Origin of the sequence: Bradyrhizobium sp. 41S5 (assembly GCF_011516665.3) — a bacterium.
GTDB classification, from domain to species: domain Bacteria; phylum Pseudomonadota; class Alphaproteobacteria; order Rhizobiales; family Xanthobacteraceae; genus Bradyrhizobium; species Bradyrhizobium quebecense.
The window spans coordinates 144,367-170,440 of the sequence record NZ_CP083722.1; the positions used below are offsets into that span (position 1 = coordinate 144,367).

Here is a 26,074-nt window from a genome sequence, read left to right on the forward strand (position 1 = left end):
ACAGAGCTGTTCCGGCTCTGGCGATCTGATGACGAGCCACAGAGCTGGCCTATGCGGCGATTTGCTGACCTTTGAGGTTTGCGCTTTGGATGGGAGCTTCCGCTGGCATTTTGATGCCAGTCGATTAGCGCCGAAGCAGATCGACCGCATGACGCAGCATTTGCAAACTTTGTTGCATGGCGTGATGGCCGATGCGGGGCGGCCGGTCGGCCGCATCGACATTCTGCCGGCGGCTGAACGCAGCTATCTGCTGGAGGAGCTGAACCGGACGGCGGCGGCCTATCCGTCGCAGCGGTGCATCCACGAACTGTTCGAGCAGCAGGTGCAAAAGGCGCCGGAGGCGGTGGCGGTGGTCTGCGCGGACGAGCGGTTGAGCTATGGCGAGCTCAATGCGCGGGCCAACCGCCTGGCGCATCATCTGATCGCCTTCGGGGTCAAGCCGGACCTGCCGGTGGCGATCTGCCTGGAGCGCAGCCCGGCGATGGTGGTGGGGGTCTTGGCGATCCTCAAGGCGGGAGGGGCCTATCTGCCGCTGGACCCGGCCTATCCCAGCGCGCGGCTGCGCCAGGTGCTCGAGGATGCGGCGCCGCCGCTGCTGCTGGCCGATGCGGCCGGACGCGCCGCGCTGGGCGGCGACGGGCTCACCGGCGTGACGGTGCTGGATCTGGAGACGGCGACGCCGGCCTGGGCGGAGCTGCCGGCCACCGATCCGGACCCGCGCGCGCTCGGCCTCACCTCACGCCATCTCGCCTATGTCATCTACACCTCCGGCTCAACCGGCACACCAAAGGGCGTCATGGTCGAGCATGGAAGTTTGGTGAACTATTTGTATTGGTCGGATCGCAGCCATTACGAAGGAGCGTTGAACGGTTCGCCGATGCTGCTGTCGTTCAGCTTTGACGGCACCATTACGACCGTGTTCGGTCCACTGCTGGCCGGTACCCAGCTCCGCATTCTAAACCAGGCTTTCCCAATAGATTGGTGTGCGGCCGTCGGGCAGGCTCAGACCTATGATCTGATTAAGCTGACGCCTTCGCATTTAAGCACGCTGACCAATCGGTTTGACGGCTATAAAGGACCAGCTCCAACACGAGTGCTCATGCTTGGAGGCGAAGCCTTAATCCCGGCGGATATACAGTTTTGGCAAGAGCGTTTTCCGACCGTGCGTCTGATCAATCATTACGGTCCGACAGAAGCGACGGTTGGAAGTACCACATTCGCAATATCTGAGGCCGTCGATAAGTTGAGCTCGATCCCGATCGGTCGCCCGATCGCGAACGCGCGGGTGTACTTGCTGGACGCTTATGGTGCGCCGGTTCCGTTCGGAGCGGCGGGTGAGCTTTACATCGGCGGGGCAGGGGTGGCGCGCGGCTATCTGAACCGTCCGGAGCTGACGGCGGAGCGGTTCATCGCCAGCCCGTTTGTGGACGGCGACCGGCTGTACCGGACCGGCGACCTGGGGCGTTATCTTCCGGACGGCAATCTGGAGTTTTTGGGCCGCAACGACGAGCAGGTGAAGATCCGCGGCTTCCGGATCGAGCCGGGCGAGATTGCGGCGCGGCTTTGCGAGCACGCCTGGGTGCGCGAGGCGGTGGTGGTGGCGCAGCAGGATGGCGCCGGCGAGAAGCGGCTGGTGGCCTATGTGGTATGTGCGTCCGAGGCAGGATCGGACGAGGACGATGGAGGCGGGCTTGCCGGCGCCCTGCGGGCGCATCTGAGCGCGCGGCTGCCGGACTACATGGTGCCGGCGGCGTTCGTGCGGCTGGCGGCGCTGCCGCTGACGGTGAACGGCAAGCTCGACCGCAAGGCACTGCCGGGGCCGGCCGATGCGGCCTATGCGCTGGCGGCCTATGAGGCGCCGCGCGGCGAGGTCGAGACGATGCTGGCCGGGATCTGGGCCGAGCTTCTCGGTGTCGAGCGCATCGGGCGTCACGACAACTTCTTCGAACTCGGTGGCCACTCGCTGCTGGCGGTGCAGCTGATGGAGCGGCTGCGGCGGCTGTCGCTCGGGGTGGAGGTGCGCACCCTGTTCGCCAGACCGGTGCTTTGCGATCTGGCCGCAAGCCTTGGCAGCCATCGCGAGGTGGCGGTGCCCGCCAACCTGATCGACGAGCACAGCACGGCGATCACGCCGCGGATGCTGCCGCTGATCGAGCTGACGCAGGAAGAGATCGACCGGGTCGTCGCCACGGTGCCGGGCAGGGTCGCCAACATCCAGGACATCTATGGCCTGTCGCCGCTGCAGGACGGCATTCTGTTCCATCATCTTCTGGCCAGCCGGGGCGATCCCTATCTGCTGGTCAGTCAAATGGCGTTTGCCAAGCGTGGGCTGCTGGATGGCTATCTTGGTGCGGTTCAAGAGGTGGTGGACCGCCACGACATTCTGCGCACGGCCTTTGTCTGGGAGGGCCTGTCGAGCCCGGCGCAGGTGGTGTGGCGCAAGGCGGCCTTGGATGTGCTCGAGGTCGAGCTGGACGAGAATGGCGGTTCCGGTCGCGAGCAGCTGAAGCGGCGGTTCGATCCGCGTCAGTACCGCATCGATCTTGGCCGGGCGCCCTTGATGCGCTTCGTGATCGCGCGCGAGCCGGGCAGCGGGCGCTGGCTGCTGCTGCAGTTGCTGCATCATCTGACAGGGGATCACACGACGCTGGAAGTGATGCATGCCGAGGTGCGGGCCGTGCTGGCGGGACGCGGGCATGAGCTTGCTGTACCGCAGCCGTTCCGCAATCTGGTGGCGCAGGCGCGGCTTGGCATCGATGCCAAGGCGCATGAAGCGTTCTTCCAGGAGATGCTGGGCGACATCGACGAGCCGACGCTGCCGTTCGGGCTTCGCGAGGTGCATGGCGACGGCAGCGGGATCGGCGAGGCGCATCGGATGCTTCCGCAGGCGCTCAACGATCGACTGCGCGCTCAGGCGCGGCGGCTCAGGGTGAGCCTTGCGAGCCTGTGCCATCTGGCCTGGGGGCAAGTGGTGGCGCTGAGCAGCGGCCGAGAGCAGGCGGTGTTCGGCACGGTGCTGTTCGGCCGCATGCATGCGGGTGCGGGCGCCGACCGTGCGATGGGCCTGTTCATCAACACCCTGCCGGTGCGGCTCGACCTTGACGGAGCCGGTGTCGAGGCGAGCGTGCAGGCCACGCATGCGCGGCTTTCCGAGCTGCTGGCGCATGAGCATGCCTCGCTGGCGCTGGCGCAACGCTGCAGCGGCGTTGCGGCGCCGGCGCCGCTGTTCAGCGCGCTGCTGAACTACCGCCACAACACGCCGGCGGCCAAGTCCGGCTCAGGAACGGATGATGTCCTGGCCGGCATCGAACGGCTGGGCGGGGAAGAGCGCACCAACTATCCGTTGACGCTATCGGTGGAGGATTTTGGCGAGGCGCTCGGCCTGACGGCGCAGGTGGCGGAGCCAATCTCTGCGGATCGGGTCTGCGGCTACATGCAGCACACGCTCGAGCAGCTAGCAGATGCATTGGAGCAGGCTCCCGACAGACCGGTGCGGGAGCTGGACATCTTGCCGGCGGCTGAACGCAGCTATCTGCTGGAGGAGCTGAACCGGACGGCGGCGGCCTATCCGTCGCAGCGGTGCATCCACGAACTGTTCGAGCAGCAGGTGCAAAAGGCGCCGGAGGCGGTGGCGGTGGTCTGCGCGGACGAGCGGTTGAGCTATGGCGAGCTCAATGCGCGGGCCAACCGCCTGGCGCATCATCTGATCGCCTTCGGGGTCAAGCCGGACCTGCCGGTGGCGATCTGCCTGGAGCGCAGCCCGGCGATGGTGGTGGGGGTCTTGGCGATCCTCAAGGCGGGAGGGGCCTATCTGCCGCTGGACCCGGCCTATCCCAGCGCGCGGCTGCGCCAGGTGCTCGAGGATGCGGCGCCGCCGCTGCTGCTGGCCGATGCGGCCGGACGCGCCGCGCTGGGCGGCGACGGGCTCACCGGCGTGACGGTGCTGGATCTGGAGACGGCGACGCCGGCCTGGGCGGAGCTGCCGGCCACCGATCCGGACCCGCGCGCGCTCGGCCTCACCTCACGCCATCTCGCCTATGTCATCTACACCTCCGGCTCAACCGGCACACCAAAGGGCGTCATGGTCGAGCATCGGGGATTGGTCAATCTTGTCACATGGCATGTGCAAACGTTTTGTCCGCAACCAGAGGCCTGCTGCGCACTCGCGGCTGGAGTGGCATTCGATGCCAGCACTTGGGAGCTATGGTCTGCGTTATGTAACCGCAGCACATTGCAGCTGCCGCCCAGAGCGGCAGCTGCAGATTCCTTACATCTGCTGCAATGGTGGCGAGATCAATCGCTGGACGTTGCCTTCTTGAGCACGCCACTGGCTACACTCGCGCTGGACGATAAGCTCATCAATTCCAGATTGGAGTACTTGCTTGTTGGCGGGGATCGTCTTCAGCGTGTGCCTGGGCCTCTGTCGCCTCTGAAGCTAATCAACAACTATGGGCCTACTGAAGCTACGGTCGTGGCGACCTCAGGACGGCTCTTCAGCGACAACGCTGTGCCACATGTCGGTCGCCCGATCGCGAACGCGCGGGTGTACTTGCTGGACGCTTATGGTGCGCCGGTTCCGTTCGGAGCGGCGGGTGAGCTTTACATCGGCGGGGCAGGGGTGGCGCGCGGCTATCTGAACCGTCCGGAGCTGACGGCGGAGCGGTTCATCGCCAGCCCGTTTGTGGACGGCGACCGGCTGTACCGGACCGGCGACCTGGGGCGTTATCTTCCGGACGGCAATCTGGAGTTTTTGGGCCGCAACGACGAGCAGGTGAAGATCCGCGGCTTCCGGATCGAGCCGGGCGAGATTGCGGCGCGGCTTTGCGAGCACGCCTGGGTGCGCGAGGCGGTGGTGGTGGCGCAGCAGGATGGCGCCGGCGAGAAGCGGCTGGTGGCCTATGTGGTATGTGCGTCCGAGGCAGGATCGGACGAGGACGATGGAGGCGGGCTTGCCGGCGCCCTGCGGGCGCATCTGAGCGCGCGGCTGCCGGACTACATGGTGCCGGCGGCGTTCGTGCGGCTGGCGGCGCTGCCGCTGACGGTGAACGGCAAGCTCGACCGCAAGGCACTGCCGGGGCCGGCCGATGCGGCCTATGCGCTGGCGGCCTATGAGGCGCCGCGCGGCGAGGTCGAGACGATGCTGGCCGGGATCTGGGCCGAGCTTCTCGGTGTCGAGCGCATCGGGCGTCACGACAACTTCTTCGAACTCGGTGGCCACTCGCTGCTGGCGGTGCAGCTGATGGAGCGGCTGCGGCGGCTGTCGCTCGGGGTGGAGGTGCGCACCCTGTTCGCCAGACCGGTGCTTTGCGATCTGGCCGCAAGCCTTGGCAGCCATCGCGAGGTGGCGGTGCCCGCCAACCTGATCGACGAGCACAGCACGGCGATCACGCCGCGGATGCTGCCGCTGATCGAGCTGACGCAGGAAGAGATCGACCGGGTCGTCGCCACGGTGCCGGGCAGGGTCGCCAACATCCAGGACATCTATGGCCTGTCGCCGCTGCAGGACGGCATTCTGTTCCATCATCTTCTGGCCAGCCGGGGCGATCCCTATCTGCTGGTCAGTCAAATGGCGTTTGCCAAGCGTGGGCTGCTGGATGGCTATCTTGGTGCGGTTCAAGAGGTGGTGGACCGCCACGACATTCTGCGCACGGCCTTTGTCTGGGAGGGCCTGTCGAGCCCGGCGCAGGTGGTGTGGCGCAAGGCGGCCTTGGATGTGCTCGAGGTCGAGCTGGACGAGAATGGCGGTTCCGGTCGCGAGCAGCTGAAGCGGCGGTTCGATCCGCGTCAGTACCGCATCGATCTTGGCCGGGCGCCCTTGATGCGCTTCGTGATCGCGCGCGAGCCGGGCAGCGGGCGCTGGCTGCTGCTGCAGTTGCTGCATCATCTGACAGGGGATCACACGACGCTGGAAGTGATGCATGCCGAGGTGCGGGCCGTGCTGGCGGGACGCGGGCATGAGCTTGCTGTACCGCAGCCGTTCCGCAATCTGGTGGCGCAGGCGCGGCTTGGCATCGATGCCAAGGCGCATGAAGCGTTCTTCCAGGAGATGCTGGGCGACATCGACGAGCCGACGCTGCCGTTCGGGCTTCGCGAGGTGCATGGCGACGGCAGCGGGATCGGCGAGGCGCATCGGATGCTTCCGCAGGCGCTCAACGATCGACTGCGCGCTCAGGCGCGGCGGCTCAGGGTGAGCCTTGCGAGCCTGTGCCATCTGGCCTGGGGGCAAGTGGTGGCGCTGAGCAGCGGCCGAGAGCAGGCGGTGTTCGGCACGGTGCTGTTCGGCCGCATGCATGCGGGTGCGGGCGCCGACCGTGCGATGGGCCTGTTCATCAACACCCTGCCGGTGCGGCTCGACCTTGACGGAGCCGGTGTCGAGGCGAGCGTGCAGGCCACGCATGCGCGGCTTTCCGAGCTGCTGGCGCATGAGCATGCCTCGCTGGCGCTGGCGCAACGCTGCAGCGGCGTTGCGGCGCCGGCGCCGCTGTTCAGCGCGCTGCTGAACTACCGCCACAACACGCCGGCGGCCAAGTCCGGCTCAGGAACGGATGATGTCCTGGCCGGCATCGAACGGCTGGGCGGGGAAGAGCGCACCAACTATCCGTTGACGCTATCGGTGGAGGATTTTGGCGAGGCGCTCGGCCTGACGGCGCAGGTGGCGGAGCCAATCTCTGCGGATCGGGTCTGCGGCTACATGCAGCACACGCTCGAGCAGCTAGCAGATGCATTGGAGCAGGCTCCCGACAGACCGGTGCGGGAGCTGGACATCTTGCCGGCGGCTGAACGCAGCTATCTGCTGGAGGAGCTGAACCGGACGGCGGCGGCCTATCCGTCGCAGCGGTGCATCCACGAACTGTTCGAGCAGCAGGTGCAAAAGGCGCCGGAGGCGGTGGCGGTGGTCTGCGCGGACGAGCGGTTGAGCTATGGCGAGCTCAATGCGCGGGCCAACCGCCTGGCGCATCATCTGATCGCCTTCGGGGTCAAGCCGGACCTGCCGGTGGCGATCTGCCTGGAGCGCAGCCCGGCGATGGTGGTGGGGGTCTTGGCGATCCTCAAGGCGGGAGGGGCCTATCTGCCGCTGGACCCGGCCTATCCCAGCGCGCGGCTGCGCCAGGTGCTCGAGGATGCGGCGCCGCCGCTGCTGCTGGCCGATGCGGCCGGACGCGCCGCGCTGGGCGGCGACGGGCTCACCGGCGTGACGGTGCTGGATCTGGAGACGGCGACGCCGGCCTGGGCGGAGCTGCCGGCCACCGATCCGGACCCGCGCGCGCTCGGCCTCACCTCACGCCATCTCGCCTATGTCATCTACACCTCCGGCTCAACCGGCACACCAAAGGGCGTCATGGTCGAGCATGGAAGTTTGGTGAACTATTTGTATTGGTCGGATCGCAGCCATTACGAAGGAGCGTTGAACGGTTCGCCGATGCTGCTGTCGTTCAGCTTTGACGGCACCATTACGACCGTGTTCGGTCCACTGCTGGCCGGTACCCAGCTCCGCATTCTAAACCAGGCTTTCCCAATAGATTGGTGTGCGGCCGTCGGGCAGGCTCAGACCTATGATCTGATTAAGCTGACGCCTTCGCATTTAAGCACGCTGACCAATCGGTTTGACGGCTATAAAGGACCAGCTCCAACACGAGTGCTCATGCTTGGAGGCGAAGCCTTAATCCCGGCGGATATACAGTTTTGGCAAGAGCGTTTTCCGACCGTGCGTCTGATCAATCATTACGGTCCGACAGAAGCGACGGTTGGAAGTACCACATTCGCAATATCTGAGGCCGTCGATAAGTTGAGCTCGATCCCGATCGGTCGCCCGATCGCGAACGCGCGGGTGTACTTGCTGGACGCTTATGGTGCGCCGGTTCCGTTCGGAGCGGCGGGTGAGCTTTACATCGGCGGGGCAGGGGTGGCGCGCGGCTATCTGAACCGTCCGGAGCTGACGGCGGAGCGGTTCATCGCCAGCCCGTTTGTGGACGGCGACCGGCTGTACCGGACCGGCGACCTGGGGCGTTATCTTCCGGACGGCAATCTGGAGTTTTTGGGCCGCAACGACGAGCAGGTGAAGATCCGCGGCTTCCGGATCGAGCCGGGCGAGATTGCGGCGCGGCTTTGCGAGCACGCCTGGGTGCGCGAGGCGGTGGTGGTGGCGCAGCAGGATGGCGCCGGCGAGAAGCGGCTGGTGGCCTATGTGGTATGTGCGTCCGAGGCAGGATCGGACGAGGACGATGGAGGCGGGCTTGCCGGCGCCCTGCGGGCGCATCTGAGCGCGCGGCTGCCGGACTACATGGTGCCGGCGGCGTTCGTGCGGCTGGCGGCGCTGCCGCTGACGGTGAACGGCAAGCTCGACCGCAAGGCACTGCCGGGGCCGGCCGATGCGGCCTATGCGCTGGCGGCCTATGAGGCGCCGCGCGGCGAGGTCGAGACGATGCTGGCCGGGATCTGGGCCGAGCTTCTCGGTGTCGAGCGCATCGGGCGTCACGACAACTTCTTCGAACTCGGTGGCCACTCGCTGCTGGCGGTGCAGCTGATGGAGCGGCTGCGGCGGCTGTCGCTCGGGGTGGAGGTGCGCACCCTGTTCGCCAGACCGGTGCTTTGCGATCTGGCCGCAAGCCTTGGCAGCCATCGCGAGGTGGCGGTGCCCGCCAACCTGATCGACGAGCACAGCACGGCGATCACGCCGCGGATGCTGCCGCTGATCGAGCTGACGCAGGAAGAGATCGACCGGGTCGTCGCCACGGTGCCGGGCAGGGTCGCCAACATCCAGGACATCTATGGCCTGTCGCCGCTGCAGGACGGCATTCTGTTCCATCATCTTCTGGCCAGCCGGGGCGATCCCTATCTGCTGGTCAGTCAAATGGCGTTTGCCAAGCGTGGGCTGCTGGATGGCTATCTTGGTGCGGTTCAAGAGGTGGTGGACCGCCACGACATTCTGCGCACGGCCTTTGTCTGGGAGGGCCTGTCGAGCCCGGCGCAGGTGGTGTGGCGCAAGGCGGCCTTGGATGTGCTCGAGGTCGAGCTGGACGAGAATGGCGGTTCCGGTCGCGAGCAGCTGAAGCGGCGGTTCGATCCGCGTCAGTACCGCATCGATCTTGGCCGGGCGCCCTTGATGCGCTTCGTGATCGCGCGCGAGCCGGGCAGCGGGCGCTGGCTGCTGCTGCAGTTGCTGCATCATCTGACAGGGGATCACACGACGCTGGAAGTGATGCATGCCGAGGTGCGGGCCGTGCTGGCGGGACGCGGGCATGAGCTTGCTGTACCGCAGCCGTTCCGCAATCTGGTGGCGCAGGCGCGGCTTGGCATCGATGCCAAGGCGCATGAAGCGTTCTTCCAGGAGATGCTGGGCGACATCGACGAGCCGACGCTGCCGTTCGGGCTTCGCGAGGTGCATGGCGACGGCAGCGGGATCGGCGAGGCGCATCGGATGCTTCCGCAGGCGCTCAACGATCGACTGCGCGCTCAGGCGCGGCGGCTCAGGGTGAGCCTTGCGAGCCTGTGCCATCTGGCCTGGGGGCAAGTGGTGGCGCTGAGCAGCGGCCGAGAGCAGGCGGTGTTCGGCACGGTGCTGTTCGGCCGCATGCATGCGGGTGCGGGCGCCGACCGTGCGATGGGCCTGTTCATCAACACCCTGCCGGTGCGGCTCGACCTTGACGGAGCCGGTGTCGAGGCGAGCGTGCAGGCCACGCATGCGCGGCTTTCCGAGCTGCTGGCGCATGAGCATGCCTCGCTGGCGCTGGCGCAACGCTGCAGCGGCGTTGCGGCGCCGGCGCCGCTGTTCAGCGCGCTGCTGAACTACCGCCACAACACGCCGGCGGCCAAGTCCGGCTCAGGAACGGATGATGTCCTGGCCGGCATCGAACGGCTGGGCGGGGAAGAGCGCACCAACTATCCGTTGACGCTATCGGTGGAGGATTTTGGCGAGGCGCTCGGCCTGACGGCGCAGGTGGCGGAGCCAATCTCTGCGGATCGGGTCTGCGGCTACATGCAGCACACGCTCGAGCAGCTAGCAGATGCATTGGAGCAGGCTCCCGACAGACCGGTGCGGGAGCTGGACATCTTGCCGGCGGCTGAACGCAGCTATCTGCTGGAGGAGCTGAACCGGACGGCGGCGGCCTATCCGTCGCAGCGGTGCATCCACGAACTGTTCGAGCAGCAGGTGCAAAAGGCGCCGGAGGCGGTGGCGGTGGTCTGCGCGGACGAGCGGTTGAGCTATGGCGAGCTCAATGCGCGGGCCAACCGCCTGGCGCATCATCTGATCGCCTTCGGGGTCAAGCCGGACCTGCCGGTGGCGATCTGCCTGGAGCGCAGCCCGGCGATGGTGGTGGGGGTCTTGGCGATCCTCAAGGCGGGAGGGGCCTATCTGCCGCTGGACCCGGCCTATCCCAGCGCGCGGCTGCGCCAGGTGCTCGAGGATGCGGCGCCGCCGCTGCTGCTGGCCGATGCGGCCGGACGCGCCGCGCTGGGCGGCGACGGGCTCACCGGCGTGACGGTGCTGGATCTGGAGACGGCGACGCCGGCCTGGGCGGAGCTGCCGGCCACCGATCCGGACCCGCGCGCGCTCGGCCTCACCTCACGCCATCTCGCCTATGTCATCTACACCTCCGGCTCAACCGGCACACCAAAGGGCGTCATGGTCGAGCATCGGGGATTGGTCAATCTTGTCACATGGCATGTGCAAACGTTTTGTCCGCAACCAGAGGCCTGCTGCGCACTCGCGGCTGGAGTGGCATTCGATGCCAGCACTTGGGAGCTATGGTCTGCGTTATGTAACCGCAGCACATTGCAGCTGCCGCCCAGAGCGGCAGCTGCAGATTCCTTACATCTGCTGCAATGGTGGCGAGATCAATCGCTGGACGTTGCCTTCTTGAGCACGCCACTGGCTACACTCGCGCTGGACGATAAGCTCATCAATTCCAGATTGGAGTACTTGCTTGTTGGCGGGGATCGTCTTCAGCGTGTGCCTGGGCCTCTGTCGCCTCTGAAGCTAATCAACAACTATGGGCCTACTGAAGCTACGGTCGTGGCGACCTCAGGACGGCTCTTCAGCGACAACGCTGTGCCACATGTCGGTCGCCCGATCGCGAACGCGCGGGTGTACTTGCTGGACGCTTATGGTGCGCCGGTTCCGTTCGGAGCGGCGGGTGAGCTTTACATCGGCGGGGCAGGGGTGGCGCGCGGCTATCTGAACCGTCCGGAGCTGACGGCGGAGCGGTTCATCGCCAGCCCGTTTGTGGACGGCGACCGGCTGTACCGGACCGGCGACCTGGGGCGTTATCTTCCGGACGGCAATCTGGAGTTTTTGGGCCGCAACGACGAGCAGGTGAAGATCCGCGGCTTCCGGATCGAGCCGGGCGAGATTGCGGCGCGGCTTTGCGAGCACGCCTGGGTGCGCGAGGCGGTGGTGGTGGCGCAGCAGGATGGCGCCGGCGAGAAGCGGCTGGTGGCCTATGTGGTATGTGCGTCCGAGGCAGGATCGGACGAGGACGATGGAGGCGGGCTTGCCGGCGCCCTGCGGGCGCATCTGAGCGCGCGGCTGCCGGACTACATGGTGCCGGCGGCGTTCGTGCGGCTGGCGGCGCTGCCGCTGACGGTGAACGGCAAGCTCGACCGCAAGGCACTGCCGGGGCCGGCCGATGCGGCCTATGCGCTGGCGGCCTATGAGGCGCCGCGCGGCGAGGTCGAGACGATGCTGGCCGGGATCTGGGCCGAGCTTCTCGGTGTCGAGCGCATCGGGCGTCACGACAACTTCTTCGAACTCGGTGGCCACTCGCTGCTGGCGGTGCAGCTGATGGAGCGGCTGCGGCGGCTGTCGCTCGGGGTGGAGGTGCGCACCCTGTTCGCCAGACCGGTGCTTTGCGATCTGGCCGCAAGCCTTGGCAGCCATCGCGAGGTGGCGGTGCCCGCCAACCTGATCGACGAGCACAGCACGGCGATCACGCCGCGGATGCTGCCGCTGATCGAGCTGACGCAGGAAGAGATCGACCGGGTCGTCGCCACGGTGCCGGGCAGGGTCGCCAACATCCAGGACATCTATGGCCTGTCGCCGCTGCAGGACGGCATTCTGTTCCATCATCTTCTGGCCAGCCGGGGCGATCCCTATCTGCTGGTCAGTCAAATGGCGTTTGCCAAGCGTGGGCTGCTGGATGGCTATCTTGGTGCGGTTCAAGAGGTGGTGGACCGCCACGACATTCTGCGCACGGCCTTTGTCTGGGAGGGCCTGTCGAGCCCGGCGCAGGTGGTGTGGCGCAAGGCGGCCTTGGATGTGCTCGAGGTCGAGCTGGACGAGAATGGCGGTTCCGGTCGCGAGCAGCTGAAGCGGCGGTTCGATCCGCGTCAGTACCGCATCGATCTTGGCCGGGCGCCCTTGATGCGCTTCGTGATCGCGCGCGAGCCGGGCAGCGGGCGCTGGCTGCTGCTGCAGTTGCTGCATCATCTGACAGGGGATCACACGACGCTGGAAGTGATGCATGCCGAGGTGCGGGCCGTGCTGGCGGGACGCGGGCATGAGCTTGCTGTACCGCAGCCGTTCCGCAATCTGGTGGCGCAGGCGCGGCTTGGCATCGATGCCAAGGCGCATGAAGCGTTCTTCCAGGAGATGCTGGGCGACATCGACGAGCCGACGCTGCCGTTCGGGCTTCGCGAGGTGCATGGCGACGGCAGCGGGATCGGCGAGGCGCATCGGATGCTTCCGCAGGCGCTCAACGATCGACTGCGCGCTCAGGCGCGGCGGCTCAGGGTGAGCCTTGCGAGCCTGTGCCATCTGGCCTGGGGGCAAGTGGTGGCGCTGAGCAGCGGCCGAGAGCAGGCGGTGTTCGGCACGGTGCTGTTCGGCCGCATGCATGCGGGTGCGGGCGCCGACCGTGCGATGGGCCTGTTCATCAACACCCTGCCGGTGCGGCTCGACCTTGACGGAGCCGGTGTCGAGGCGAGCGTGCAGGCCACGCATGCGCGGCTTTCCGAGCTGCTGGCGCATGAGCATGCCTCGCTGGCGCTGGCGCAACGCTGCAGCGGCGTTGCGGCGCCGGCGCCGCTGTTCAGCGCGCTGCTGAACTACCGCCACAACACGCCGGCGGCCAAGTCCGGCTCAGGAACGGATGATGTCCTGGCCGGCATCGAACGGCTGGGCGGGGAAGAGCGCACCAACTATCCGTTGACGCTATCGGTGGAGGATTTTGGCGAGGCGCTCGGCCTGACGGCGCAGGTGGCGGAGCCAATCTCTGCGGATCGGGTCTGCGGCTACATGCAGCACACGCTCGAGCAGCTAGCAGATGCATTGGAGCAGGCTCCCGACAGACCGGTGCGGGAGCTGGACATCTTGCCGGCGGCTGAACGCAGCTATCTGCTGGAGGAGCTGAACCGGACGGCGGCGGCCTATCCGTCGCAGCGGTGCATCCACGAACTGTTCGAGCAGCAGGTGCAAAAGGCGCCGGAGGCGGTGGCGGTGGTCTGCGCGGACGAGCGGTTGAGCTATGGCGAGCTCAATGCGCGGGCCAACCGCCTGGCGCATCATCTGATCGCCTTCGGGGTCAAGCCGGACCTGCCGGTGGCGATCTGCCTGGAGCGCAGCCCGGCGATGGTGGTGGGGGTCTTGGCGATCCTCAAGGCGGGAGGGGCCTATCTGCCGCTGGACCCGGCCTATCCCAGCGCGCGGCTGCGCCAGGTGCTCGAGGATGCGGCGCCGCCGCTGCTGCTGGCCGATGCGGCCGGACGCGCCGCGCTGGGCGGCGACGGGCTCACCGGCGTGACGGTGCTGGATCTGGAGACGGCGACGCCGGCCTGGGCGGAGCTGCCGGCCACCGATCCGGACCCGCGCGCGCTCGGCCTCACCTCACGCCATCTCGCCTATGTCATCTACACCTCCGGCTCAACCGGCACACCAAAGGGCGTCATGGTCGAGCATGGAAGTTTGGTGAACTATTTGTATTGGTCGGATCGCAGCCATTACGAAGGAGCGTTGAACGGTTCGCCGATGCTGCTGTCGTTCAGCTTTGACGGCACCATTACGACCGTGTTCGGTCCACTGCTGGCCGGTACCCAGCTCCGCATTCTAAACCAGGCTTTCCCAATAGATTGGTGTGCGGCCGTCGGGCAGGCTCAGACCTATGATCTGATTAAGCTGACGCCTTCGCATTTAAGCACGCTGACCAATCGGTTTGACGGCTATAAAGGACCAGCTCCAACACGAGTGCTCATGCTTGGAGGCGAAGCCTTAATCCCGGCGGATATACAGTTTTGGCAAGAGCGTTTTCCGACCGTGCGTCTGATCAATCATTACGGTCCGACAGAAGCGACGGTTGGAAGTACCACATTCGCAATATCTGAGGCCGTCGATAAGTTGAGCTCGATCCCGATCGGTCGCCCGATCGCGAACGCGCGGGTGTACTTGCTGGACGCTTATGGTGCGCCGGTTCCGTTCGGAGCGGCGGGTGAGCTTTACATCGGCGGGGCAGGGGTGGCGCGCGGCTATCTGAACCGTCCGGAGCTGACGGCGGAGCGGTTCATCGCCAGCCCGTTTGTGGACGGCGACCGGCTGTACCGGACCGGCGACCTGGGGCGTTATCTTCCGGACGGCAATCTGGAGTTTTTGGGCCGCAACGACGAGCAGGTGAAGATCCGCGGCTTCCGGATCGAGCCGGGCGAGATTGCGGCGCGGCTTTGCGAGCACGCCTGGGTGCGCGAGGCGGTGGTGGTGGCGCAGCAGGATGGCGCCGGCGAGAAGCGGCTGGTGGCCTATGTGGTATGTGCGTCCGAGGCAGGATCGGACGAGGACGATGGAGGCGGGCTTGCCGGCGCCCTGCGGGCGCATCTGAGCGCGCGGCTGCCGGACTACATGGTGCCGGCGGCGTTCGTGCGGCTGGCGGCGCTGCCGCTGACGGTGAACGGCAAGCTCGACCGCAAGGCACTGCCGGGGCCGGCCGATGCGGCCTATGCGCTGGCGGCCTATGAGGCGCCGCGCGGCGAGGTCGAGACGATGCTGGCCGGGATCTGGGCCGAGCTTCTCGGTGTCGAGCGCATCGGGCGTCACGACAACTTCTTCGAACTCGGTGGCCACTCGCTGCTGGCGGTGCAGCTGATGGAGCGGCTGCGGCGGCTGTCGCTCGGGGTGGAGGTGCGCACCCTGTTCGCCAGACCGGTGCTTTGCGATCTGGCCGCAAGCCTTGGCAGCCATCGCGAGGTGGCGGTGCCCGCCAACCTGATCGACGAGCACAGCACGGCGATCACGCCGCGGATGCTGCCGCTGATCGAGCTGACGCAGGAAGAGATCGACCGGGTCGTCGCCACGGTGCCGGGCAGGGTCGCCAACATCCAGGACATCTATGGCCTGTCGCCGCTGCAGGACGGCATTCTGTTCCATCATCTTCTGGCCAGCCGGGGCGATCCCTATCTGCTGGTCAGTCAAATGGCGTTTGCCAAGCGTGGGCTGCTGGATGGCTATCTTGGTGCGGTTCAAGAGGTGGTGGACCGCCACGACATTCTGCGCACGGCCTTTGTCTGGGAGGGCCTGTCGAGCCCGGCGCAGGTGGTGTGGCGCAAGGCGGCCTTGGATGTGCTCGAGGTCGAGCTGGACGAGAATGGCGGTTCCGGTCGCGAGCAGCTGAAGCGGCGGTTCGATCCGCGTCAGTACCGCATCGATCTTGGCCGGGCGCCCTTGATGCGCTTCGTGATCGCGCGCGAGCCGGGCAGCGGGCGCTGGCTGCTGCTGCAGTTGCTGCATCATCTGACAGGGGATCACACGACGCTGGAAGTGATGCATGCCGAGGTGCGGGCCGTGCTGGCGGGACGCGGGCATGAGCTTGCTGTACCGCAGCCGTTCCGCAATCTGGTGGCGCAGGCGCGGCTTGGCATCGATGCCAAGGCGCATGAAGCGTTCTTCCAGGAGATGCTGGGCGACATCGACGAGCCGACGCTGCCGTTCGGGCTTCGCGAGGTGCATGGCGACGGCAGCGGGATCGGCGAGGCGCATCGGATGCTTCCGCAGGCGCTCAACGATCGACTGCGCGCTCAGGCGCGGCGGCTCAGGGTGAGCCTTGCGAGCCTGTGCCATCTGGCCTGGGGGCAAGTGGTGGCGCTGAGCAGCGGCCGAGAGCAGGCGGTGTTCGGCACGGTGCTGTTCGGCCGCATGCATGCGGGTGCGGGCGCCGACCGTGCGATGGGCCTGTTCATCAACACCCTGCCGGTGCGGCTCGACCTTGACGGAGCCGGTGTCGAGGCGAGCGTGCAGGCCACGCATGCGCGGCTTTCCGAGCTGCTGGCGCATGAGCATGCCTCGCTGGCGCTGGCGCAACGCTGCAGCGGCGTTGCGGCGCCGGCGCCGCTGTTCAGCGCGCTGCTGAACTACCGCCACAACACGCCGGCGGCCAAGTCCGGCTCAGGAACGGATGATGTCCTGGCCGGCATCGAACGGCTGGGCGGGGAAGAGCGCACCAACTATCCGTTGACGCTATCGGTGGAGGATTTTGGCGAGGCGCTCGGCCTGACGGCGCAGGTGGCGGAGCCAATCTCTGCGGATCGGGTCTGCGGCTACATGCAGCACACGCTCGAGCAGCTAGCAGATGCATTGGAGCAGGCTCCCGACAGACCGGTGCGGGAGCTGGACATCTTGCCGGCGGCTGAACGCAGCTATCTGCTGGAGGAGCTGAACCGGACGGCGGCGGCCTATCCGTCGCAGCGGTGCATCCACGAACTGTTCGAGCAGCAGGTGCAAAAGGCGCCGGAGGCGGTGGCGGTGGTCTGCGCGGACGAGCGGTTGAGCTATGGCGAGCTCAATGCGCGGGCCAACCGCCTGGCGCATCATCTGATCGCCTTCGGGGTCAAGCCGGACCTGCCGGTGGCGATCTGCCTGGAGCGCAGCCCGGCGATGGTGGTGGGGGTCTTGGCGATCCTCAAGGCGGGAGGGGCCTATCTGCCGCTGGACCCGGCCTATCCCAGCGCGCGGCTGCGCCAGGTGCTCGAGGATGCGGCGCCGCCGCTGCTGCTGGCCGATGCGGCCGGACGCGCCGCGCTGGGCGGCGACGGGCTCACCGGCGTGACGGTGCTGGATCTGGAGACGGCGACGCCGGCCTGGGCGGAGCTGCCGGCCACCGATCCGGACCCGCGCGCGCTCGGCCTCACCTCACGCCATCTCGCCTATGTCATCTACACCTCCGGCTCAACCGGCACACCAAAGGGCGTCATGGTCGAGCATCGGGGATTGGTCAACTATCTGTCCTGGGCCTGCGACGTTTATGATCCCCGGTCCTCTTCCATGGTGTCCTCATCACTCGCCTTCGATTCAACGATTACGAGCCTATTTGCGCCTCTGATCTGTGGTGGCCACACACAGCTTGTGATGGAGGAAGACAACGTCGAGGGACTAAGGATAACGATCAGTTCCCACTGCGGCGTAATCAAGATCACGCCGAGCCATCTGGATGCCCTTGGGCAACAGATGCTGGCACAGAAGGTGTCAAGCCAGGTCGACACTTTTATTATCGGCGGGGAACCACTTTCGCATTCAACGGTCTCGTTGTGGCGCAGCATCCAGCCTATGGCCAGGATGGTGAATGAATATGGCCCGACCGAAGCTGTCGTCGGCTGCGTCTTCTTTGACATTCCGACCGGGCTCACCACCTCCACAAACGTCCCGATCGGTCGCCCGATCGCGAACGCGCGGGTGTACTTGCTGGACGCTTATGGTGCGCCGGTTCCGTTCGGAGCGGCGGGTGAGCTTTACATCGGCGGGGCAGGGGTGGCGCGCGGCTATCTGAACCGTCCGGAGCTGACGGCGGAGCGGTTCATCGCCAGCCCGTTTGTGGACGGCGACCGGCTGTACCGGACCGGCGACCTGGGGCGTTATCTTCCGGACGGCAATCTGGAGTTTTTGGGCCGCAACGACGAGCAGGTGAAGATCCGCGGCTTCCGGATCGAGCCGGGCGAGATTGCGGCGCGGCTTTGCGAGCACGCCTGGGTGCGCGAGGCGGTGGTGGTGGCGCAGCAGGATGGCGCCGGCGAGAAGCGGCTGGTGGCCTATGTGGTATGTGCGTCCGAGGCAGGATCGGACGAGGACGATGGAGGCGGGCTTGCCGGCGCCCTGCGGGCGCATCTGAGCGCGCGGCTGCCGGACTACATGGTGCCGGCGGCGTTCGTGCGGCTGGCGGCGCTGCCGCTGACGGTGAACGGCAAGCTCGACCGCAAGGCACTGCCGGGGCCGGCCGATGCGGCCTATGCGCTGGCGGCCTATGAGGCGCCGCGCGGCGAGGTCGAGACGATGCTGGCCGGGATCTGGGCCGAGCTTCTCGGTGTCGAGCGCATCGGGCGTCACGACAACTTCTTCGAACTCGGTGGCCACTCGCTGCTGGCGGTGCAGCTGATGGAGCGGCTGCGGCGGCTGTCGCTCGGGGTGGAGGTGCGCACCCTGTTCGCCAGACCGGTGCTTTGCGATCTGGCCGCAAGCCTTGGCAGCCATCGCGAGGTGGCGGTGCCCGCCAACCTGATCGACGAGCACAGCACGGCGATCACGCCGCGGATGCTGCCGCTGATCGAGCTGACGCAGGAAGAGATCGACCGGGTCGTCGCCACGGTGCCGGGCAGGGTCGCCAACATCCAGGACATCTATGGCCTGTCGCCGCTGCAGGACGGCATTCTGTTCCATCATCTTCTGGCCAGCCGGGGCGATCCCTATCTGCTGGTCAGTCAAATGGCGTTTGCCAAGCGTGGGCTGCTGGATGGCTATCTTGGTGCGGTTCAAGAGGTGGTGGACCGCCACGACATTCTGCGCACGGCCTTTGTCTGGGAGGGCCTGTCGAGCCCGGCGCAGGTGGTGTGGCGCAAGGCGGCCTTGGATGTGCTCGAGGTCGAGCTGGACGAGAATGGCGGTTCCGGTCGCGAGCAGCTGAAGCGGCGGTTCGATCCGCGTCAGTACCGCATCGATCTTGGCCGGGCGCCCTTGATGCGCTTCGTGATCGCGCGCGAGCCGGGCAGCGGGCGCTGGCTGCTGCTGCAGTTGCTGCATCATCTGACAGGGGATCACACGACGCTGGAAGTGATGCATGCCGAGGTGCGGGCCGTGCTGGCGGGACGCGGGCATGAGCTTGCTGTACCGCAGCCGTTCCGCAATCTGGTGGCGCAGGCGCGGCTTGGCATCGATGCCAAGGCGCATGAAGCGTTCTTCCAGGAGATGCTGGGCGACATCGACGAGCCGACGCTGCCGTTCGGGCTTCGCGAGGTGCATGGCGACGGCAGCGGGATCGGCGAGGCGCATCGGATGCTTCCGCAGGCGCTCAACGATCGACTGCGCGCTCAGGCGCGGCGGCTCAGGGTGAGCCTTGCGAGCCTGTGCCATCTGGCCTGGGGGCAAGTGGTGGCGCTGAGCAGCGGCCGAGAGCAGGCGGTGTTCGGCACGGTGCTGTTCGGCCGCATGCATGCGGGTGCGGGCGCCGACCGTGCGATGGGCCTGTTCATCAACACCCTGCCGGTGCGGCTCGACCTTGACGGAGCCGGTGTCGAGGCGAGCGTGCAGGCCACGCATGCGCGGCTTTCCGAGCTGCTGGCGCATGAGCATGCCTCGCTGGCGCTGGCGCAACGCTGCAGCGGCGTTGCGGCGCCGGCGCCGCTGTTCAGCGCGCTGCTGAACTACCGCCACAACACGCCGGCGGCCAAGTCCGGCTCAGGAACGGATGATGTCCTGGCCGGCATCGAACGGCTGGGCGGGGAAGAGCGCACCAACTATCCGTTGACGCTATCGGTGGAGGATTTTGGCGAGGCGCTCGGCCTGACGGCGCAGGTGGCGGAGCCAATCTCTGCGGATCGGGTCTGCGGCTACATGCAGCACACGCTCGAGCAGCTAGCAGATGCATTGGAGCAGGCTCCCGACAGACCGGTGCGGGAGCTGGACATCTTGCCGGCGGCTGAACGCAGCTATCTGCTGGAGGAGCTGAACCGGACGGCGGCGGCCTATCCGTCGCAGCGGTGCATCCACGAACTGTTCGAGCAGCAGGTGCAAAAGGCGCCGGAGGCGGTGGCGGTGGTCTGCGCGGACGAGCGGTTGAGCTATGGCGAGCTCAATGCGCGGGCCAACCGCCTGGCGCATCATCTGATCGCCTTCGGGGTCAAGCCGGACCTGCCGGTGGCGATCTGCCTGGAGCGCAGCCCGGCGATGGTGGTGGGGGTCTTGGCGATCCTCAAGGCGGGAGGGGCCTATCTGCCGCTGGACCCGGCCTATCCCAGCGCGCGGCTGCGCCAGGTGCTCGAGGATGCGGCGCCGCCGCTGCTGCTGGCCGATGCGGCCGGACGCGCCGCGCTGGGCGGCGACGGGCTCACCGGCGTGACGGTGCTGGATCTGGAGACGGCGACGCCGGCCTGGGCGGAGCTGCCGGCCACCGATCCGGACCCGCGCGCGCTCGGCCTCACCTCACGCCATCTCGCCTATGTCATCTACACCTCCGGCTCAACCGGCACACCAAAGGGCGTCATGGTCGAGCATCGGGGATTGGTCAACTATCTGTCCTGGGCCTGCGACGTTTATGATCCCCGGTCCTCTTCCATGGTGTCCTCATCACTCGCCTTCGATTCAACGATAAACAGCCTGTTTACACCTTTACTTCATGGTGGCCATGCTTCCCTTTTAAAGAAAGGAGATGAGGTCGAAGGACTAAAGACAAGGATCGGCTCGGCATGTGGGCTGGTCAATATCACGCCGAGCCATCTGGATGCCCTTGGGCAACAGATGCTGGCACAGAAGGTGTCAAGCCAGGTCGACACTTTTATTATCGGCGGGGAACCACTTTCGCATTCAACGGTCTCGTTGTGGCGCAGCATCCAGCCTATGGCCAGGATGGTGAATGAATATGGCCCGACCGAAGCTGTCGTCGGCTGCGTCTTCTTTGACATTCCGACCGGGCTCACCACCTCCACAAACGTCCCGATCGGTCGCCCGATCGCGAACGCGCGGGTGTATCTGCTGGACGCTTATGGTGCGCCGGTTCCGTTCGGAGCGGCGGGTGAGCTTTACATCGGCGGGGCAGGGGTGGCGCGCGGCTATCTGAACCGTCCGGAGCTGACGGCGGAGCGGTTCATCGCCAGCCCGTTTGTGGACGGCGACCGGCTGTACCGGACCGGCGACCTGGGGCGTTATCTTCCGGACGGCAATCTGGAGTTTTTGGGCCGCAACGACGAGCAGGTGAAGATCCGCGGCTTCCGGATCGAGCCGGGCGAGATTGCGGCGCGGCTTTGCGAGCACGCCTGGGTGCGCGAGGCGGTGGTGGTGGCGCAGCAGGATGGCGCCGGCGAGAAGCGGCTGGTGGCCTATGTGGTATGTGCGTCCGAGGCAGGATCGGACGAGGACGATGGAGGCGGGCTTGCCGGCGCCCTGCGGGCGCATCTGAGCGCGCGGCTGCCGGACTACATGGTGCCGGCGGCGTTCGTGCGGCTGGCGGCGCTGCCGCTGACGGTGAACGGCAAGCTCGACCGCAAGGCACTGCCGGGGCCGGCCGATGCGGCCTATGCGCTGGCGGCCTATGAGGCGCCGCGCGGCGAGGTCGAGACGATGCTGGCCGGGATCTGGGCCGAGCTTCTCGGTGTCGAGCGCATCGGGCGTCACGACAACTTCTTCGAACTCGGTGGCCACTCGCTGCTGGCGGTGCAGCTGATGGAGCGGCTGCGGCGGCTGTCGCTCGGGGTGGAGGTGCGCACCCTGTTCGCCAGACCGGTGCTTTGCGATCTGGCCGCAAGCCTTGGCAGCCATCGCGAGGTGGCGGTGCCCGCCAACCTGATCGACGAGCACAGCACGGCGATCACGCCGCGGATGCTGCCGCTGATCGAGCTGACGCAGGAAGAGATCGACCGGGTCGTCGCCACGGTGCCGGGCAGGGTCGCCAACATCCAGGACATCTATGGCCTGTCGCCGCTGCAGGACGGCATTCTGTTCCATCATCTTCTGGCCAGCCGGGGCGATCCCTATCTGCTGGTCAGTCAAATGGCGTTTGCCAAGCGTGGGCTGCTGGATGGCTATCTTGGTGCGGTTCAAGAGGTGGTGGACCGCCACGACATTCTGCGCACGGCCTTTGTCTGGGAGGGCCTGTCGAGCCCGGCGCAGGTGGTGTGGCGCAAGGCGGCCTTGGATGTGCTCGAGGTCGAGCTGGACGAGAATGGCGGTTCCGGTCGCGAGCAGCTGAAGCGGCGGTTCGATCCGCGTCAGTACCGCATCGATCTTGGCCGGGCGCCCTTGATGCGCTTCGTGATCGCGCGCGAGCCGGGCAGCGGGCGCTGGCTGCTGCTGCAGTTGCTGCATCATCTGACAGGGGATCACACGACGCTGGAAGTGATGCATGCCGAGGTGCGGGCCGTGCTGGCGGGACGCGGGCATGAGCTTGCTGTACCGCAGCCGTTCCGCAATCTGGTGGCGCAGGCGCGGCTTGGCATCGATGCCAAGGCGCATGAAGCGTTCTTCCAGGAGATGCTGGGCGACATCGACGAGCCGACGCTGCCGTTCGGGCTTCGCGAGGTGCATGGCGACGGCAGCGGGATCGGCGAGGCGCATCGGATGCTTCCGCAGGCGCTCAACGATCGACTGCGCGCTCAGGCGCGGCGGCTCAGGGTGAGCCTTGCGAGCCTGTGCCATCTGGCCTGGGGGCAAGTGGTGGCGCTGAGCAGCGGCCGAGAGCAGGCGGTGTTCGGCACGGTGCTGTTCGGCCGCATGCATGCGGGTGCGGGCGCCGACCGTGCGATGGGCCTGTTCATCAACACCCTGCCGGTGCGGCTCGACCTTGACGGAGCCGGTGTCGAGGCGAGCGTGCAGGCCACGCATGCGCGGCTTTCCGAGCTGCTGGCGCATGAGCATGCCTCGCTGGCGCTGGCGCAACGCTGCAGCGGCGTTGCGGCGCCGGCGCCGCTGTTCAGCGCGCTGCTGAACTACCGCCACAACACGCCGGCGGCCAAGTCCGGCTCAGGAACGGATGATGTCCTGGCCGGCATCGAACGGCTGGGCGGGGAAGAGCGCACCAACTATCCGTTGACGCTATCGGTGGAGGATTTTGGCGAGGCGCTCGGCCTGACGGCGCAGGTGGCGGAGCCAATCTCTGCGGATCGGGTCTGCGGCTACATGCAGCACACGCTCGAGCAGCTAGCAGATGCATTGGAGCAGGCTCCCGACAGACCGGTGCGGGAGCTGGACATCTTGCCGGCGGCTGAACGCAGCTATCTGCTGGAGGAGCTGAACCGGACGGCGGCGGCCTATCCGTCGCAGCGGTGCATCCACGAACTGTTCGAGCAGCAGGTGCAAAAGGCGCCGGAGGCGGTGGCGGTGGTCTGCGCGGACGAGCGGTTGAGCTATGGCGAGCTCAATGCGCGGGCCAACCGCCTGGCGCATCATCTGATCGCCTTCGGGGTCAAGCCGGACCTGCCGGTGGCGATCTGCCTGGAGCGCAGCCCGGCGATGGTGGTGGGGGTCTTGGCGATCCTCAAGGCGGGAGGGGCCTATCTGCCGCTGGACCCGGCCTATCCCAGCGCGCGGCTGCGCCAGGTGCTCGAGGATGCGGCGCCGCCGCTGCTGCTGGCCGATGCGGCCGGACGCGCCGCGCTGGGCGGCGACGGGCTCACCGGCGTGACGGTGCTGGATCTGGAGACGGCGACGCCGGCCTGGGCGGAGCTGCCGGCCACCGATCCGGACCCGCGCGCGCTCGGCCTCACCTCACGCCATCTCGCCTATGTCATCTACACCTCCGGCTCAACCGGCACACCAAAGGGCGTCATGGTCGAGCATGGAAGTTTGGTGAACTATTTGTATTGGTCGGATCGCAGCCATTACGAAGGAGCGTTGAACGGTTCGCCGATGCTGCTGTCGTTCAGCTTTGACGGCACCATTACGACCGTGTTCGGTCCACTGCTGGCCGGTACCCAGCTCCGCATTCTAAACCAGGCTTTCCCAATAGATTGGTGTGCGGCCGTCGGGCAGGCTCAGACCTATGATCTGATTAAGCTGACGCCTTCGCATTTAAGCACGCTGACCAATCGGTTTGACGGCTATAAAGGACCAGCTCCAACACGAGTGCTCATGCTTGGAGGCGAAGCCTTAATCCCGGCGGATATACAGTTTTGGCAAGAGCGTTTTCCGACCGTGCGTCTGATCAATCATTACGGTCCGACAGAAGCGACGGTTGGAAGTACCACATTCGCAATATCTGAGGCCGTCGATAAGTTGAGCTCGATCCCGATCGGTCGCCCGATCGCGAACGCGCGGGTGTACTTGCTGGACGCTTATGGTGCGCCGGTTCCGTTCGGAGCGGCGGGTGAGCTTTACATCGGCGGGGCAGGGGTGGCGCGCGGCTATCTGAACCGTCCGGAGCTGACGGCGGAGCGGTTCATCGCCAGCCCGTTTGTGGACGGCGACCGGCTGTACCGGACCGGCGACCTGGGGCGTTATCTTCCGGACGGCAATCTGGAGTTTTTGGGCCGCAACGACGAGCAGGTGAAGATCCGCGGCTTCCGGATCGAGCCGGGCGAGATTGCGGCGCGGCTTTGCGAGCACGCCTGGGTGCGCGAGGCGGTGGTGGTGGCGCAGCAGGATGGCGCCGGCGAGAAGCGGCTGGTGGCCTATGTGGTATGTGCGTCCGAGGCAGGATCGGACGAGGACGATGGAGGCGGGCTTGCCGGCGCCCTGCGGGCGCATCTGAGCGCGCGGCTGCCGGACTACATGGTGCCGGCGGCGTTCGTGCGGCTGGCGGCGCTGCCGCTGACGGTGAACGGCAAGCTCGACCGCAAGGCACTGCCGGGGCCGGCCGATGCGGCCTATGCGCTGGCGGCCTATGAGGCGCCGCGCGGCGAGGTCGAGACGATGCTGGCCGGGATCTGGGCCGAGCTTCTCGGTGTCGAGCGCATCGGGCGTCACGACAACTTCTTCGAACTCGGTGGCCACTCGCTGCTGGCGGTGCAGCTGATCAGCCAAGCACTAAACCGAGGATTAATGTTGGGTGCTGCCGATCTTTTCCAGGCCCCGGTCCTGAAGCTGCTTGCGTCGAAAGTTCACTTGGACCACCTCCGTCACACAGCTGGAGTGCTGCCGGTACGAACGAACGGATCTCAATCACCACTATTCTTTGTTCCGTCAGGCTATGGAGATTGCTCATACGTCCTATCGTTGGTGAAGGATATGGAAATAGACTGCCCTGTCTACGCTCTGCCATGGCCATCGTTCAACGAAAATGATCGGCCAACGCTCGAAGCGATAGCCGCGCAAGTCGTTTTGGCCGTGAAGAAAACCCAGCCGCGTGGCCCCTACCGTCTTGCTGGATATTCCTCGGGGGCAATCTTGGCTTATGCGATTGCCCAGCACTTACTGAGCATCGATGACGCCGTATCGTTCGTTGCTTTCATCGATGTCACCCTTTCCGCAACTCCATCGAACATGTCGGATGCGCAAATAGCGCTAGAAATGATTTTCGAGCCTCTCGATACTCTAGATGATAAACGCTTCCAACTCTTGGAGCGTCTTGCCAAGGAATGCTCAATTACTGAGTTGCTTCAGAAGGCACAGCAGATCGGCGCAATAATAGTAGACGAAGAACTCTACGCTACGGCTTCGATGTACGCACACTTTCACCAGGCGCTGCAGTCATATGAAATTCCAGCCCTGCCATTGGAAATACATCAATTTTATGCCGCCGAACCTTCCGGGGGGCGGCGTGTGCGAGCCGACGCTTCGATGCGTACAGAACAGAGGTCACCTATGCGCGGTTGGGACAAGATCCTGGATGTCGCGGCCATTCATGCCGTGCCGATTCCCGGTGATCATTTAACACTGATGAGCGTTTGGGAAAATCGTCGGGTTCTGGCCGCTGTTCTATCGAAGGCCTTAGCAACTGATCCACTCCCTAGAATCTTCGATCAACACGGCAGCGGTTGGCGGCGATGAGAAGCTGATGACGTCACGGCACCGACAATTTGAGAACCAACTGAGACGCGACAACGCGTTGCCTCACCTGAGGTTGGACCAAATACGTGGATTGCGGGGCCCACAGCACCGGCGCGCGTGGAAGGCATAGCCCTCGAATAGCCAGGGACTGAGCGGCGTCGACATCCGCTATGCTGTCCAATTCGAGGGCGGCCA

At 66.1% G+C, this 26,074-nt stretch carries 1 protein-coding gene; it reads left to right on the top strand.

What is annotated here, in order from left to right; all coding sequences use genetic code 11:
- Positions 1-148: 148 nt before the first annotated feature.
- Positions 149-25,879 carry a non-ribosomal peptide synthase/polyketide synthase gene (locus HAP47_RS41125; protein WP_231169160.1) on the top strand — a complete coding sequence of 8,577 codons (25,731 nt, stop codon included), beginning with the start codon at positions 149-151 and terminating at the stop codon, positions 25,877-25,879.
- Positions 25,880-26,074 lie beyond the last annotated feature (195 nt).

Excerpts from the sequence above, each read along its gene's own strand:
- HAP47_RS41125 (WP_231169160.1), top strand. The coding sequence starts at position 149 with ATGACGCAGCATTTGCAAACTTTGTTGCATGGCGTGATGGCCGATGCG.